Consider the following 16,158-nt stretch of genomic DNA (forward strand, 5'->3'; position numbering starts at 1 on the left):
TCGACCACCCGACGAAAGGTAAGAACATCGTGACCACGGAGGAACCGGAGATCGCCGGCGCCGAGGATTCCGGCGCCGGCTACGACGAAACCGTCGATGTGCTGGTGGTCGGGTCCGGCGGCGGGGGGATGTCGGCCGCCCTGAAGGCCGACGCCGAGGGGCTCGAGGTTGTGATCGTCGAGAAGGGCGCGAAATACGGTGGCTCCACCGCGCTCTCCGGCGGCGGTATCTGGGTGCCGAACGCGCCCGCCCAGCGGCGGGCCGATTTCGCACTGGACCCGGACGAGGTCGTCGAATACCTGAAGACGATCACCGGGGGACTGGTCACCGAACAGCGCCTGCGGATGTATGTCGAGAAGGCCCCGGAAATGATGGCCTTCCTCGAAGAGTGCAGCGACTGGATGCAATTCATCTGGAAACCCGGATATGCCGATTACTACCCGGAACTCGAAGGTGGCTCCGGACAGGGCAGCACTATCAACGTCCCGCCGATAGACACCCGTGCGCTGGGGCCCGAGGAAAACGAACTGCTCGAACCACTCGCCCTGGCGCCCAAGGGTATCTGGCTGGGTCCCATGGATCTGCGGCTGTTCTATCAGGTGCGGCAGAACTGGCGCGGTAAAGCGGTGCTGCTGAAACTGATCTGGCGGATGGTGCGCGCCCGGGTGTTCGGCGATCGGATCGTCACCATCGGGCAGTCGCTGGTCGCCCGCCTGCGGCTCGCACTGAAAGAGCGCGATATCCGGCTCTGGCTCAATGCGCCGATGCAATCGCTGCTCACCGACCCGGACGGCCGGGTAACCGGCGCGGTGGTCGAACGGGACGGTGCGCAGATCCGGATCCGGGCCCGCCGCGGCGTGATCCTGGCGACCGGCGGCTTCGAACGCGATATGGACCGGCGGCGCGCGGAACTGCCGGAGGTCGATACCGATTGGAGCTTCGGTAACCCGCTGAACGTCGGCGACGGTATCCGCGCCGGAGAGAAAGTCGGTGCCGCCACCGATCTGATGGACGAATCGTGGTGGTTCCCGGCCGTGCAATGGCCGGACGGCCGGATGCAGTTCATGCTCAACGAACGGATGATGCCCGCCCAGTTCATCGTCAACGGTGCGGGCGAGCGGTTCATCAACGAAGCCGCACCCTATATGGACTTCGGGCACGCCATGATCGAAGGCCAGCGGGCCGGCACCACCCATATCCCGTGCTGGCTGATCACCGATGCGCGGTCCTGGCGCCGGTATGTGATCTGCGGGCATCTGCCGATCCCCAAGGTGCCGTTCGCGCCGGTCCCGACCGGTGGCAAGGTCCCGCGGGCCTGGCTGGAATCGGGGGTGGTGGTCGAAGCGGGATCCTGGGACGAGCTCGCCCGCAGGATCGATGTGCCCGCCGACGCGCTGAAAGCGACCGCGGAGCGGTTCGGCGAACTGGCCCGCAAGGGGCACGACGACGATTTCGGGCGCGGCGACAGCGTCTACGACAACTACTACGGCGACCCCACCCTGCCGAACCCGAACCTGTATCCGATCGGCAAACCGCCCTACTACGCGTTCCGGATCGTGCTCGGCGATCTGGGCACCTCGGGCGGGCTGTGCACCGACGAATACGCCCGGGTGCTGCGCGCCGACGACACGGTGATCGACGGCCTGTACGCGACCGGGAACGCCTCGGCGGCGGTCATGGGCCGCAGTTACGCCGGCGCGGGGGCCACCATCGGGCCCGCCATGACCTTCGGATACATCGCCGCGCAGCACTGCGCGCAGCGGGCGGCATCCGAAGCAGAAACGATCGAATCCACCGGAGGTAATCGATGAAAATATCCCTCTTCTACGAGTTCGCGCTGCCGCGGCCGTGGACCGACGACGACGAATTCCAGATGTTCCAGGACGGGCTGGACGAAGTAGAGGCGGCGGATAAAGCCGGGTTCTCCACGGTCTGGCTCACGGAGCACCACTTCCTGGAGGAGTACTGCCACGCCACCGCGCCCGAGATGTTCCTCGCCGCGGCCAGCCAGCGGACGAAGAACATCCGGCTCGGTTTCGGTGTCATGCATCTGCCGCCGGGAATCAACCATCCCGCCCGCGCCGCGGAACGCGTGGCGACCCTGGATCATCTGTCCGGCGGCCGGGTGGAATTCGGTACCGGCGAATCGTCGTCGGTGGCCGAGCTCGGCGGGTTCGATATCGACCCGGCGGATAAGCGCGCCCAGTGGGAGGAAGCCCTCGAGGTCACCGTCCGCGCGATGACCGAGACCCCGTTCAGCGGGTTCAAGGGCGAACACATCTCCATGCCGCCCCGCAATATCATTCCGAAACCGCGGCAGACCCCGCACCCACCGCTGTGGGTGGCCTGCACCCGGCCGTCGTCGGTGCAGATGGCAGCTCAGAAAGGTATCGGCGCACTGAGTTTCGCCTACACCGGCCCGGAGGCGCTCGGTGAACGCGTGCGCGGTTACTACGAAGAATTCGAGAACGCGGCCGCGCCCTCGGTACCGCAGATGAACCCGAATATCCTGGCCATCGGCGGTGACCTGTCGATGATGGTCGCCAAGACCGACGACGAAGCGGTCAAACGCCTCGGCCTGGGCGGCGGGTTCTTCTCGTTCGGCATCATGCACTACTACATGACCGGTATGCACACTCCCGGCCGCACCGGCGTATGGGACAGCTACCTGGACGCGGTGAAGGAAGACGAAACCCTCGCTTACGGTCCCGGCCGCGGTGCCATCGGTGGCCCGGAGACGGTCCGCGAATTCCTGCGCGGTTACGAGCAGAGCGGGGTCGACGAGATCATCCTGCTGCTGAATCCGCGCAGCCATGAAGGAACCATGGAATCCATCGAGATCATGGGCTCCGAGATCCTGCCGGAGTTCATCGAACGCGATGAGGTGGCCCGCGCGGAGAAAGCCAAACGGCTCGAGCCCGTCCTGGAGAAGGCCGAAGCGCGACGGCGGCCCTGGGCAGTGCCGGAATTCGACGAGAGCTATTCGATCGGCGGCCTGCCGACCGGCCGCGGCGGCAAATTCACCGCCAGCGAGATCCCCGAGGCCATGGCCGAGATCAACGAAGGCCGGGTGAAGGCCGCGCAGGCCCTGAAGGACCAGCAGAGCTGAGCGGCAGCAGCGGGAGAGGAGAGTGTGGTGCCCGAGGTGGACTCGATCGGCCGGCGGTGGCGTTACGACGGTAAACGGGTGGTGGTGACCGGCTGCGCCTCCGGTATCGGTGCCTGCCTGGTGACGCAGTTGCGGGATCTCGGCGCCGAGATCGTCGGACTCGACCGGTTGCGCCCGGGCACCGAACTCGACGAGTTCCACGAGATGGATCAGGCGGATCCGTCGTCCATCGACCGCGCCGTGGGCAAGATCGGGACCGAGGTCGACGTCCTGTTCAATATCGCCGGCGTCTCCTCGGGTATCGGCGACCCGCTGCGCGTGGCCACCATCAATTTTCTCGGGATGCGGCATGTCACCGAAGCGCTCGTCCCGCATATGGCACCGGGTTCGGCGGTGGTCAGTGTCTCCTCGCTGGCCGCTTCCGGATACCTGGAGAACCGCTGGGCGGTCAACGGATTGCTGGAAACCACCTCGATGGAGGAGGGAATCGCCTGGTGTACCGCGAATCCCGAGGCCATCGCGGACGGCGGCTACCGGCTGTCCAAGGAAGCGATCATCCTCTACACCGTGCGCAGATCGGTGGAGCTCGCACGCCGCGGTATCCGGATGAACTGCACCGGCCCCGGCGTCACCGAAACCCCCATCCTGGACCAGCTGCGTTCGGCATACGGCCAGGACTATCTCGACGGGATCCCCAAACCGCTGGGCCGGTCCGCCGATCCCGTCGAACAGGCGTCCGCACTGCTGTTCCTGGGCAGCCGCGCCGCCGGATACATCACCGGCCAAGTGCTGTGGGTCGACGGCGGCAACCTCGCCGCGCGCCTGGCCGGCGAACTGGCCGGCCCGCCCCCGGGCGAGCGGAAATAGGCAGCTGGAAGGAAAATCGACGTGGCAACTCTGACCGATTTCTACAAACTCGGTGACACCGTGCGCAACTGGGGTCGCTGGGGCGCCGACGACGAACTCGGCACACTGAACTTCATCACACCGCAGAAGATCGCCGCCGCGGCCGGACTGGTCCGGCACGGAAAAGTGTTCCCGCTGGGCATCGACTTCGGTTCCAACGGCCCGCAGGGCGCCTTCAAATTCCGGGCCAATCCCACCCACGTGATGACCGTCGACGGCGGCGACGCCCAAACGCTGACCGAATACGGCCCGAAATGGCTGCAGAATTCGGTGGCCGGCGAACTGGCCGGATTCTTCGCCGACAATCCGTTCCGGTTCAACGACGATATGCTCATCATGCCGTTGCAGGCCGCCACCCAGTGGGACGCCTTCTCCCACGTCTACTACGACGAGAAGCTCTACAACGGTTTCCCGGCCGATTCGGTCACCAGTATGGGCGCCTTCCACTGCGGTATCGAAAAGGTCGACAGCAAAGGGATCACCAGCCGCGGTGTCCTGTTGGACCTGGTGAAGTACCGTGGCGCGGACACTTTCCTCGAGGTCGGCGAACCGATCACCGGCGACGAACTCGACGAATGCGCGAAACGTCAGGGCGTGACCATCGAATCCGGCGATATCGTGCTGGTCCGCACCGGCTGGTGGAACCGTTTCCTCGAAGCCGGTGACGGTTCCGAACCCTATTCGGGCCTCGACTGGACCTGTGCCAAATGGCTGCACGACCACGAGATCGCGGCCGTGGCCGCCGATAATCTCATGGTCGAGAATCCGATATCGGGGGTCGAGGGCACATTCCTGCCGATGCATATGCTGTGCCTTCGCGATATGGGCCTGATGCTCGGCGAATACTGGGATTTCACCGCCCTGGCCGCCGATTGCGCCGCCGACGGCGTCTACGAATTCCAGCTCATCGCCCCGCCGCTGCGCGTGGTGGGCGCGGTCGGTTCACCGATCAACCCCATCGCCATCAAGTAGGAGACCGGCTATGACCGTGGGAAGCACAATGATGGATCGCGCAGCATCCGAAACCGGTTCGCGCCCGTTCGTCGTCGGACTCGGCGGCACGCTACGCGCCGGCTCGTCGACCGAGCGCGCGCTGCGGCACTGCCTGGACGCCGTCGAGCAGCGCGGTGGCCGGACCGCGTTGTTCAGCGGTGAACAGATCAATCTGCCGATGTACAACCCGCACGATCCGGCGCGCACCCCGCAGGCCCAGGCGCTGGTGGAGGCATTACGCGCCGCCGACGCGGTGATCGTCGGCTCGCCCGGCTACCACGGTGCCATCTCCGGCCTGGTGAAGAACGCCCTCGACTATGTCGAGGATATGCGCACCGATCCCACGGTCTACCTGGACAACAAACCCTGGGGTTGTATCACCTGCGCCTACGGCTGGCAGGCCGCCGTCGGAACCTTGGGCCAGCTGCGGGGGATAGGGCATGCGCTGCGGGCCTGGCCCACACCTATCGGGGTCGCGATCAATTCGGCCGACAAGATCTGGGACGACACCGGCGCCCTCATCGACACCGGCGTGCAGAATCAGCTCGAGCTGCTCGCCGTCCAGGTGCTCACCAGCGCCAAGCCGATAGGCACGACATGAGCGAGTCGGGCCGCCCGGGGGCGGTGGCTTCCGGATATGAGCATCGTTCGATCGAGGTCGACGGTCTGCGAACCCATTTTCTCGAAGCGGGCGCGGGTGAGCCCGTTGTGTTGCTGCACGGGGGCGAGTTCGGTGCGAGCGCCGAACTGGGCTGGGAACACGTCGTTCCCGCGCTCGCGCAGCGATACCGCGTGCTCGCCCCCGATATGCTCGGATACGGCGATTCCGCGAAAGTCGTCGATTTCACCGACGGTCGTGGAATGCGGATCCGGCATATCGCCCGGTTCTTGGCCGTGCTCGGTATCGAATCCGCTTTTTTCGTGGGTAATTCGATGGGCGCGGTGAATCTGCTCGCCGATACCACCGCCACGAATCCGTTGCTGCCGGTGCGCGCCATGGTGACGATCTGCGGCGGCGGCCAGATCCAGGCGAACGAGCATATGCGCGCCCTCTACGATTTCGACGCCACACTGCCCGCCATGCGCGCGATCGTCACCGCCCTGTTCGCCTCGCCCGCGTACCCGGCCGACGAGGACTATGTGCGGCGCCGGTTCGATTCCGCGACCGAGCCCGGCGCCTGGGAGGCCATCGCGGCTGCCCGTTTCCGTCGCCCCGGCGCGCCGACACCGCCCGCGCCGGGCGACCGGCGGTTCGAACGGATCCGGGTGCCGACACTGGTGCTCGAAGGCGGCGCCGACAAACTTCTGCCCCGCGGCTGGGCCGCCGAGGTCGCCGCCCGGATCCCGCAGGCCGAATCCGCGGTGATCGCCGATGCCGGCCACTGCCCGCAGATCGAACGCCCGGACGCGGTGAACCCGCTGCTCCTGGATTTCCTGGGCCGGCAGGCGCGAGCCGCAGCGCCGGCGCAATACGCACACAGCGGATGAACCGGCGCCCGGACAGGAACAGGGATTTCGTGACGAAAGGATATGCAGCGCATGGGTAACGAATTGGCGGGCAAGGTCGCGGTGGTCACCGGCGGCGCGTCCGGGCTGGGCAGTGCCATGGTCGAACGGTTCGTTGCCGAAGGTGCGCACGTGGTAGTCGGTGATATCGACGCTGAGAAGGGGCAGGCCCTGGCCGACCGCTGTGGGGCCGCCGTGCAGTTCCGCGTCACCGATGCCGGCGATCCCGGCCAGGTCGCCCAGCTCGTCGATCTCGCCGTTCGCGAGTTCGGCGGCCTGCACATCATGTGCAACAACGCCGGGATCTCCGGGAAAATGCACAAAAGCATCCTGGACGACGATTTCGCCGACTTCCAGCATGTGATGTCGGTGAACGTGCTCGGTGTGATGGCCGGTACCCGGCTGGCGGCCCGGCATATGGCGGACAACGGCGGCGGATCGATCATCAATCTGTCGTCGGTGGGCGGCGTGCAGGCCGGCGGCGGTGTGATGACCTACCGCGCTTCCAAAGCCGCGGTCATCCATTTCACGAAATCCGCGGCGATCGAACTCGCCCAGTACGACGTGCGGGTGAACTGTATCGCCCCGGGAAATATCCCCACCGATCTGCTGACGAAGGCGTCGAGCACGATGTCGCCGGAAAAAGCCGAGCGGATGACCCGCGCCATGCGCGACATGATGAACCGCGACCGCCCGCTGCCGCGCGAAGGCACCCCCTCCGATGTCGCCGAGGCCGCGGTCTACTTCGCCGCCGAACGGTCGCGCTACCTGACCGGCACCGTCCTGGCCGTCGACGGCGGCACCACTGCCGGCAAACCCCTGATGCGACGCAGTGCCGAGGCGGCCAACGGCTCCGCCGCCGCGAAATCCTGAGCGGATCCAGCCCCGCCCACCTTCACCCGAGAAAGAGGAAGTCATGAAAGTGACTGTCGAACAAGGGAAATGCATTGCCGCCGGGCACTGCGTGATGGCGGCCGACGCGGTATTCGATCAGCGCGAGGAAGACGGCATCGTCGTCCTGCTGGACGAGAACCCCCCGGACGATCTCGCCGACGAGGTGCGCGAAGCCGCCGCCGTCTGCCCCGCCATGGCCATTCACGTCCACGAGGAGTGACAATGACGAACACGTCCGGGTCCGAGACCCACGCCGCATCCGATACCGGATCGATCCTGGAGTATCCGATGGAACGGGCCGCCGGATGCCCGTTCGCGCCGCCGCCGGAGGTACTCGGGCTGGTGACCGAACGCCCGCTGTCCCGGGTCCGGATCTGGGACGGCAGCACCCCGTGGCTGGTCACCGGTTACGCCGAACTCAAAGCGCTGATGTCCGATCCGAGGATCAGCACCGACGATCACCAGCCCGGCTTCCCGCACTGGAACGAGGGCATGCTCGAAATGGTGAATCACCGGGCCCGCTCGGTATTCAATACCGACGGTGAGGAACACAGCCGTTTCCGCCGGATGATGACCAAACCGTTCACGGTGAAACGGGTCGACGCACTGCGCCCGGCGATCCAGCAGATCACCGACGACCATCTCGACGCCATCCTCGCCGGCCCGCAGCCCGCGGATCTCGTCGAAGCGCTCGCCTTGCCGGTACCTTCGCTGGTGATCAGCGAAATGCTGGGCGTGCCCTATGAGGATCACGAATTCTTCCAGCAGCACGCGACGACCGGTGTGTCCCGTTTCGCCACCGCGGAGGAATCGGCGAAGGGGCGAGTGGGGCTGGCCCGCTATCTGATCGACCTGATCAAATCCAAAATGGAGAATCCGGCCGAGGATATGGTCACCGAACTCGCCGAACGGGTCACCGCCGGCGAGATCTCCATGAAAGAAGCCGCCCAGATCGGCACCGGTGTACTCATCGCCGGGCACGAGACCAGCGCGAATATGATCTCGCTGGGCACACTCGCACTGCTGGAGAACCCGGACCAATTGGCTCTGCTGCGCGATACCGACGATCCCAAGGTCGTCGCGAACGCGGTCGAGGAACTGCTGCGCTATCTGAGCATCATCCAGAACGGGCAGCGCCGGGTCGCCCTCGACGATATCGAATTCGGCGGGCACACCATCAAGGCCGGCGAGGGCGTGATCATCGACCTCGCGCCCGCGAACTGGGACCCGAACCAGTTCCCGAACCCGGACACCCTCGATCTGACCCGCCCCGCCCGCCTGCATGTGGGCTTCGGGTTCGGCCCGCACCAGTGCGTGGGCCAGCAACTGGCCCGCGTGGAATTGCAGATCGTTTTCAAAACCTTGCTGGAGCGGATCCCGTCCATGCGGCTCGCGATTCCGCTCGACGAGGTCGAATTCAAACACGACAAACTGGCCTACGGTCTGTACCGCCTGCCGGTGACGTGGTGAACCCGAACAACTGCGCCGAAAGGAGACTCAGCTGTGACGACCACCGCGCCCACTGATGTCTACTACGACCCCTACGATGTCGAACTCAATGCCGACCCGTATCCCATGTTCAAGCGGATCCGCGACGACAAACCGCTGTACTACAACGAAACCCATGACTTCTACGCGCTGAGCCGGTTTGCCGACGTGAATGCCGCGTTGATCGACAAGGACACTTTCAGCTCGGCCCGCGGCGCGATCATCGAACTGATCAAGGCGAATATCGAAATACCGCCGGGCGTCCTCATTTTCGAAGATCCGCCGATCCACACCATGCACCGCAAACTGCTGTCCCGTATGTTCACCCCGCGCAAGATCTCCGCACTCGAGGCGAAGATCCGCGAATTCTGCTGCCAGAGCCTGGACCCGCTGATCGGTACCGGGAAAATCGACTTCATCGCCGATCTGGGCGCCCAGATGCCCATGCGCACCATCGGTATGCTGCTCGGCATTCCGGAGGAGGATCAGGAAGCGGTCCGCGATTTCGCCAACGAGCAGATGCGCACCGAAGAGGGCAAACCGATGAAGGCCTCCACGGAGGGCATGGTCAGCGGTGAACTCTTCGAGAAATATGTCGACTGGCGCACCGAGCATCCGTCCGACGACATCATCTCCGAACTGCTGAACGTCGAATTCGAAGACGAAACCGGCACCCTGCGGCACCTCACCCGCGACGAAATCCTCACCTACATCAACGTCGTCTCCGGCGCCGGTAACGAAACCACTACCCGGTTGATCGGCTGGGCCGGAAAAGTCCTCGCCGAACACCCCGACCAGCGCCGAGAACTGGTCCGGAACCCGTCTCTGATCCCCGCCGCCGTCGAAGAACTACTCCGCTTCGAACCCCCGGCACCGCATGTCGCCCGCTACGTCACCCGCGATATCGAATACCACGGGCAAACAGTCCCCGAAGGCAGCGCCATGATGCTGCTCATCGGCGCCGCCAACCGCGACCACCGCCACTTCACCCCCGACGGCGATATTTTCGATATCCACCGCGAAAGCAAACCCCACCTCGCCTTCAGCGTCGGCACCCATTTCTGCATGGGCTCGGCCCTGGCCAGATTGGAAGGGCGGGTCGCCCTGGAAGAGATCCTGAAACGCTTCCCCGAATGGGATACCGACCTGTCGCAGGCAAAACTCTCACCCACCTCGACAGTGCGCGGCTGGGAATCCATGCCGGCATCTTTCTGATCGGAATCGGTGGCCGGGTCGGAGTGCCGAGGTGCTCCTGGCCCGCGCCGCCGGTCACAGCGTTGCGATCCAACCGTCGGCGGCTCCCGCGCGATCGTAGGCGCTCACGCCCGGTAGCTCTGCGGTTTGCCTTTACGCTGGGCTGATGTTCTTCATCTTCGGTTTCGGAACCAAGCGGCAGAACCTCGGCTTCGGGCAAGCCCGGACCTGCCCGCGTTGCCACAACACGAGTCAGTGGCAGCGAGTGCGGGAGTTCAAGCAGTTCACGTTGTTCTTCATCCCGGTCGCCCGCTGGAAGCGTCGTCAGCTGGAGGTTTGTGGTATCTGCGGCGCTGCGATCGAAGCCTGACCGCAGCCGCCGGCCGCGTTCGCTGTTGTGCTGCTCGGAGCGTGGGGAACAGTACCGCCGCTGTGCCGGTGACTCGCACCGGGTCAGAGCGCCGCAATCTGCTGCTCCAGTACGGCGCGAATGGTGGCAGGTTCGACCGAGCCGTGTGGGGTGACGGCGTCCAGTGAGAGGCCGGAGATGAGTGCGGCCAGGTGGACGGCGTGGTGTTCGGGGGCGGGGGTGCCGGTGGCGGCCAGGGCGTCGGCGAGGACTTGGCGTAGGTCTGCCGCCATCCGACGGACGACGGGTTCGAATGCGGGGTTGATACGGGCGGCGGCGATGATCTCCATGAGAATGACCGCTTCGCGGTGCCGTTCGTCGTCGAGGGGGACCAATTCTTCGAGTAATCGCAGCAGGTGACGTTTCGCTGCGGGCCTGTCGCCGGCCGCTGCGGCCGGGTGGCGGGTGAGGCGCCGGCCCATTCGGTCGCCGACCTCGGTGGCCACGGCGACGACCAGGGCTTCGTGGTCGGTGAAATAGTGGCGCACCGAGCCGATATTCAGCCGGGCTTCGGCGGCGACCTTGCGGAAGGTCGCGGCGGAAGGACCGCCGGCGACGATGAGATTCAGGGCGGCATCGACGATATGGCGTCGTCGCGCATCGGCATCTACCCGGATTGGCACGGACACAGTCTAGAAAACCGGTATCGGGTTACATCACACGTGTGATACAAAATCGGTCGCACCGCATCCGACTGCCGAGGAGAACCCGCCATGGACGAAGCCGAAGCCCTCGCCGCCAACCGCGCGAACTGGGACGAACGGGCCGATGTGCACCGCCGGTCCGATATGTACGACGTCGACGCCTTTCTGGCCGCCCCCGAGGACATCTCATCGGTGGTGCGCAACGACCTCTCGGTACTGGCACCGCACCTGCCGGAAACCGGTATCCAGGGCAGATCTCTGCTGCACCTGCAGTGTCATATCGGCACCGACACGCTGTCCTGGGCTCGCCTCGGCGCGGTCGATGTCCACGGTCTCGATCTCTCACCCAATTCGCTGCACCATGCCGACCGGATCGCCCGGGCCGACGGCCGCGAACTCACCTGGGTCGAAGGCGATGCGCGCAACGCGTCCGCGCTGATCGACCGGCAGTTCGATCTCATCGTCACCAGCGCCGGCACCATCGTATGGCTGCCCGACCTCGACGGCTGGGCGCGTTCGATCCACGATCTCCTCGCCCCCGGCGCGGTCTTCATGATCCGCGACGACCACCCGATTCTCGGCGCGATGGATTTCGAGCCGTGGCAGATCACCGACGACTATCTCGGCGGAACCGGCCCCCGGACCTATACCGATTCGGGCAGCTACACCGACAACTCGGCCGGGCAGATCACCCAGGCCACGGTCCACGAATGGCGCCACGACCTCGGCGAGATCATCGGTTCGCTGCTGAGCGCCGGTCTGCGGATCGAAGCGGTACACGAGCTGCCGTATATGGATTGGCGCGCCTTCCCCGACCTCGTCCCTTGCTCGCAGGGCTGGACCCTGCAGCCCGGCGCCCCCCGGATTCCGCTGAACTTCGCCGTGGTGGCCCGGCGGGTGTAACAGTGGCCGGTCAATCGAGTTCTCCATGCCCGCTCCGCAGCGAGAACGATCAAAGCCGCACCATCGGGGCTCGGCCAGGCGTAGCGAAACACTGACTTCTGGACCGATCAACGTCCGTCCCTACTCACGTGCCTCGAGTATCTGCTGGTTGGGCACGTTGCGCAGACATAAGCCGATGCCGAGGGCTGCGATCGCCAGGGCAGCGGCGCCGACGCGGGCCGCAACGATGAACCCATCGGTGTATGCGGCGAACGCCTGCTGGAGCAGTTGCGCCGAAACTGCGTCCGGCAGGCTCCGGGCGACGGCAACAGCCGCTCCGATGGATTCGCCTGTGTTCTCTCCCGATGTGGGGTAGGCATGCATCGCGGCGCCGTAGATCGTTCCGGTGACAGTGCCGAGAACGGCGATACCGAGTGCGCCTCCGAATTCGCTGCTCGTCTCCGCGAGCGCGGATGCGGCGCCTGCCTTCTCCGGCGGCGCCGTGGCCAGGACGAGGGTGGTCGCCAGGGTGGCGACCAGGCCGACTCCGAGCGTCAGCGCGCTGTAGCCGGCGACCAGTGTGCTGATATGTGAGCTCGGGGTGACGAAGCTGATGCCGACAAATCCGGCGGCTGCGATCAGGAGCCCGAGGGCGACCAGGATCCCGGGAGGAGCGGTTCGCGCAAGCATGGAAGCACAAGCCGCGCCGAGGAAACTTCCGGCGACTGTAGGCAGCATCCACAACGCGGCCGTCAGCGGCGCATAGCCGAGAACGGTCTGGGTGTAGCTTGCCGCCAGCAAACCCGTTCCGGCAGCGGCGAAGACGACGACGGCGTTCGACAGGATCGAACCAGCGAACGCGGGCCGGCGAAGCAGGCGCAGATCGATCATGGGGCTGTTGGCAGTCAGCTGACGTGCTACGAAGAGTGCGAAGAAGGCCGCACCGACCGCGATCGGTACAAGGACGATCCAGTCGACGCCGCCCTCGGCCATCTTCTTGATGCCATAGACGGTCGGTAGGATCCAGGCCGGCGTCAGTGCGGCGCCGAGGAGATCGAACCTGCCCGGATCCGGGTCGCGAGACTCGCGAATCAGCAGTGGTGCGACGATCAACAGCAACACCATGACCGGGACGTTGACGAGGAAGACCGAACCCCACCAGAAATGCTCCAGCAGGAGACCGCCGATGATCGGGCCGATCGAAACACCGCCGATGAACGCGCTGGTCCAGACGCCGACGGCGATGCGTCGTTGAGTCTCGTCGAGGAAAATTCCGCGGATGAGCGACAAGGTCGAAGGAGCAAGTGTCGCGCCTCCCAACCCCAGAAGAGCGCGCGCGGCGATGAGCATCTCCGCGCTGGAGGCACATGCGGCCAAAACCGAGGCGGCGCCGAACGCCAATGCGCCGATGATCAGCAGTCTCCGCCGCCCGATCCGGTCGCCGAGGCTACCCATGGTGATCAACAGGCCGGCCATCATGAAGCCGTAGATGTCCATGATCCAAAGGAGCTGGCCGGCTGTGGGGTTCAGATCCGCGCTGATCGATGGCGATGCCATGAACAGTACGGAGAGATCCATCGAGGCCAGCAGGGCGGGGAGCACCAGCACTGCCATTCCGGCCCAGTCACGCGGGGATGCGCTCGTACGGGTCGGGCTGTTCACCGGTCGCCGCCTGCAATCTGTTTCACGGTCGCCAGCAGGCGCTTACGCTCCTCGGGGCCGAGGTGGTGTCCGTCGACGACAACGGCGTGGATTCGCTGGGTATTTCGGATATCGACCAAGGGATCGGCGTCCAGGATCACCAGGTCGGCTACGCGGCCCTCCTGGACCGTGCCGGCCCAATTCTCGCGACCCAGGAACCTGGCAGGTTCCTGGGTCGCGCATTGGAGAGCCTGCAGCGGACTCAAGCCGGAGGCGACGAGTTGCTCCAGTTCGAAGTGCAGACTGAAGCCGGGGAATAAGCCGGGGCCGACCGAGTCCGTACCGGCGAGCAACCGGACTCCCGCCTCGGCCATGGCGCCCACCGTCGCACGGCGCCGATCGAGCAGATCGCTGTAATACGTTGTTTCCTCGGCCGACCGGCCGCCACCACAGTAGATATGTGTTCGGAGGAAGTCCCAGGACTCCGGAGTGTGGGGGACCATATAGTCCATCCGTTCGTCATCGAGCCGGAACGATTCGGGCCGGTCGACGACCGCGTGCACCGCAAGCGTCGGCGTGCAGGCGACATCGGCAGCTATGAGTCGCTCGAACACCGAACCTGCCGCCGCGTGGTCGTACGACGCGACGCCCTCCGACTCGATCTTGCCGATCTGGCGTAACCAGCTGCCGAGGTGGAACTCCGGAGACGTTTCGATGCCGGCCAGTGCCGCTTCGAGCCGCTCGACGTCAGATGAGGTCGCAGTCCAGATGCCGAACATATGCTCGAACGAACGTTGACCCGACTCGATCTGCTCCAAAAACGGCACATTGTCCGATCGATGGCCGGCCACGGTGATATCCCGGCGGTGCGCCTCGGCAAGGATCGCCCGGTACGCGTCGGGCGCGAGCCGGGAGTAGACCTTGATGAAATCCGCGCCGGAGTCGATCGCCTCGGATACAGCCCGTCGTGCCTGTTCGGGTGAGCTTATGGTCACGATCGGCGTATCGGGGACATCGGACCACAGGCCTGGGGCGCCGTCGAGGAGGGGGCTGGCGATGGTCATCCGTGGCCCGAGTATTTCGCCGGACTCGATCTTCTGGCGGATTCGGTGGAGCACCGGCCGGCCCCACATCTCCCGTACGGCCGTTACGCCATTGGCGATGTACAACCCGGCGAAGTGCCTCGGGTCATCGGTTTCTGATTCGCTGTGCACGTGCATATCGGTGAGGCCCGGGATGAGGTACTTGCCCCGTAGGTCGTGCACGTGAGCTCCGGCCGGAATCGGAACCTGCGCCGCCGGCCCCACCGTCGTGATCATTCGGTCGATCACGATCACGGTCTGGTCGGGCCGTGGCATAGCACCAGTAGCGTCGATCACCGTAGCGCCGACATATGCAACGATCTCGGAGTGCGTCATGAGTACAGCGTATATACGCACTAGTCACGCGAAAGTCCCTGCAGTGCACTTGCTTTTACTGTCCGTTCTATCGCGTCAAAATGAAGGTCGGTGTCTGGTCCGCCGACTCGATGCACTAGTACACTTTCCGGTGTGTCCGAATCGAACGACATCCCATCGCAGCGAATCGCGGCAGCGTTGCGACAGAAAATCGCCAACGGACAGCTCGGAGCCGGTGATCGGATTCCGTCCACCCGCCAGCTCGTGCGCGACTGGGGAGTGGCCATGGCAACGGCGAGCCGCGCCTTGGCGATCCTTCGCGACGAGGGCTTGGTGACGACCCGGACCGGTTCCGGAACCGTGGTCCGTGGTGGCCCCGGGACAGATCGCCCGGCCCTCACCCGGAGTCGAATCCTCGGTGTGGCTGTTCAGGTGGCCGACCGCGAAGGTCTGGAGGCGGTGTCGGTTCGCAAACTCGCCGGTGTGTTGAAAGTGTCGCCCATGTCGCTGTACCGGCATGTCGCGGGTCGCGACGAGCTGGAGACCCTGATGGTTCGGGCCATTTTCAACTCCAGTCCGTTACCCGACCCCATGCCTGCCGGATGGCGCGAGCGACTCGAAACGGTCTATCGACGGCAGTGGCGGCTGTACCGGGCTCATCCTTGGCTCGCGGAGCTGACCTTGGTGACCCGTCCACCGCTGGCCCCGGAGGCCATGCTGCACACCGAATGGACCCTCGAAGCCCTCGCCGAACTGCAGCTCGACGCGCCGACCCGAATTCGCACCGCGTTGGCTCTGGCAGCGCTGGTTCATGGCCTCGCTCTGGGGGCACTGCACGAAGTGCGCGCCGAACGACAGAGCCGCCTGCGCAACGAAGAGTGGTGGGCGACAATCGACGCCGAAGCATCCGAATTGCTCCACGGCGCCAACTTCCGCCGACTTGCCGAATTGGACACGCTGCCCACCGAAATATTCGGTCTCACCGGGTTGGACGAAACTTTCGAACTCGCCCTCGGGCACTATCTGGACGGGCTCGATGCCCGGCAACAGGATCGCCGGACGCGTCCGTGACTTTGGGGTGGAGGTTGCCGGAAC

General features: G+C 65.3%; 16 protein-coding genes. 13 read left to right on the forward strand and 3 right to left on the reverse strand.

The window, feature by feature from the left end:
* Positions 1-29 precede the first annotated feature (29 nt).
* The 11 genes from ON22_RS30610 to ON22_RS30660 all read left to right on the forward strand — a co-directional run bounded on the left by ON22_RS30610 (position 30) and on the right by ON22_RS30660 (position 10,460).
* Positions 30-1,811, forward strand: coding sequence for an FAD-binding protein (locus ON22_RS30610; protein ID WP_255218570.1), 1,782 nt, complete (start codon positions 30-32; stop codon positions 1,809-1,811).
* Positions 1,808-3,109: an LLM class flavin-dependent oxidoreductase gene (locus ON22_RS30615; protein ID WP_033246791.1), complete on the forward strand. Its 1,302-nt coding sequence runs from the start codon at positions 1,808-1,810 to the stop codon at positions 3,107-3,109. The genes ON22_RS30610 and ON22_RS30615 overlap by 4 nt, the downstream gene beginning before the upstream one ends.
* 27 nt (positions 3,110-3,136) lie before the next feature.
* Positions 3,137-3,976 (forward strand): coniferyl-alcohol dehydrogenase, encoded by an 840-nt coding sequence (locus tag ON22_RS30620; protein ID WP_033246879.1) that lies wholly within the window; start codon positions 3,137-3,139, stop codon positions 3,974-3,976.
* Positions 3,977-3,997: 21 nt separating this feature from the next.
* Positions 3,998-4,987: a cyclase family protein gene (locus tag ON22_RS30625; RefSeq protein WP_033246790.1), complete on the forward strand. Its 990-nt coding sequence runs from the start codon at positions 3,998-4,000 to the stop codon at positions 4,985-4,987.
* A gap of 10 nt (positions 4,988-4,997) precedes the next feature.
* The gene (locus ON22_RS30630) at positions 4,998-5,609 is read left to right on the forward strand and encodes an NADPH-dependent FMN reductase (RefSeq protein WP_081595947.1); all 612 of its coding nucleotides are present in this window, start codon (positions 4,998-5,000) and stop codon (positions 5,607-5,609) included.
* Positions 5,606-6,496, forward strand: a complete 891-nt coding sequence (locus ON22_RS30635; RefSeq protein WP_051158308.1) for an alpha/beta fold hydrolase — start codon at positions 5,606-5,608, stop codon at positions 6,494-6,496. The genes ON22_RS30630 and ON22_RS30635 overlap by 4 nt, the downstream gene beginning before the upstream one ends.
* Before the next feature lie 51 nt (positions 6,497-6,547).
* Entirely contained in the window at positions 6,548-7,387 is an 840-nt protein-coding gene (locus ON22_RS30640; protein WP_033246789.1) for an SDR family NAD(P)-dependent oxidoreductase, read from the forward strand.
* A gap of 43 nt (positions 7,388-7,430) precedes the next feature.
* A complete protein-coding gene (locus ON22_RS30645; protein ID WP_033246788.1) occupies positions 7,431-7,628 on the forward strand; it encodes a ferredoxin in 198 nt (65 codons plus the stop codon).
* Positions 7,629-7,630: 2 nt separating this feature from the next.
* Positions 7,631-8,878, forward strand: a complete 1,248-nt coding sequence (locus ON22_RS30650) for a cytochrome P450 (protein WP_033246787.1) — start codon at positions 7,631-7,633, stop codon at positions 8,876-8,878.
* Between the two features lie 33 nt (positions 8,879-8,911).
* The gene (locus tag ON22_RS30655) at positions 8,912-10,111 is read left to right on the forward strand and encodes a cytochrome P450 (protein WP_033246786.1); all 1,200 of its coding nucleotides are present in this window, start codon (positions 8,912-8,914) and stop codon (positions 10,109-10,111) included.
* A 145-nt stretch (positions 10,112-10,256) separates the two neighbouring features.
* Positions 10,257-10,460, forward strand: coding sequence for a zinc-ribbon domain-containing protein (locus tag ON22_RS30660; protein ID WP_033246785.1), 204 nt, complete (start codon positions 10,257-10,259; stop codon positions 10,458-10,460).
* An 83-nt stretch (positions 10,461-10,543) separates the two neighbouring features.
* On the opposite strand, the gene ON22_RS30665 is transcribed toward ON22_RS30660, so the two are convergent.
* Positions 10,544-11,122 (reverse strand): TetR/AcrR family transcriptional regulator, encoded by a 579-nt coding sequence (locus ON22_RS30665; protein ID WP_033246784.1) that lies wholly within the window; start codon positions 11,120-11,122, stop codon positions 10,544-10,546.
* Between the two features lie 90 nt (positions 11,123-11,212).
* Between ON22_RS30665 and ON22_RS30670 the strand changes: the two genes are divergently transcribed.
* Complete coding sequence (locus ON22_RS30670) at positions 11,213-12,046, forward strand: class I SAM-dependent methyltransferase (RefSeq protein WP_033246783.1); 834 nt, start codon at positions 11,213-11,215, stop codon at positions 12,044-12,046.
* A 120-nt stretch (positions 12,047-12,166) separates the two neighbouring features.
* Here the strand turns inward: ON22_RS30670 and ON22_RS30675 are convergent, their stop codons facing one another.
* Together ON22_RS30675 and ON22_RS30680 are read right to left on the reverse strand one after the other, a co-directional pair.
* The gene (locus ON22_RS30675) at positions 12,167-13,687 is read right to left on the reverse strand and encodes an MFS transporter (protein ID WP_033246782.1); all 1,521 of its coding nucleotides are present in this window, start codon (positions 13,685-13,687) and stop codon (positions 12,167-12,169) included.
* Positions 13,684-15,084: an amidohydrolase family protein gene (locus ON22_RS30680; RefSeq protein WP_197039731.1), complete on the reverse strand. Its 1,401-nt coding sequence runs from the start codon at positions 15,082-15,084 to the stop codon at positions 13,684-13,686. Before ON22_RS30680 ends, ON22_RS30675 begins: the two co-directional genes overlap by 4 nt.
* Positions 15,085-15,216: 132 nt before the next feature.
* Here ON22_RS30680 and ON22_RS30685 point away from each other — a divergent pair, with 132 nt between their 5' ends.
* Entirely contained in the window at positions 15,217-16,134 is a 918-nt protein-coding gene (locus tag ON22_RS30685) for a TetR/AcrR family transcriptional regulator C-terminal domain-containing protein (protein ID WP_051158309.1), read from the forward strand.
* Positions 16,135-16,158: the final 24 nt, after the last annotated feature.

The organism is Nocardia carnea NBRC 14403 (assembly GCF_000308515.1).
In the GTDB taxonomy this organism is placed as follows: domain Bacteria; phylum Actinomycetota; class Actinomycetes; order Mycobacteriales; family Mycobacteriaceae; genus Nocardia; species Nocardia carnea.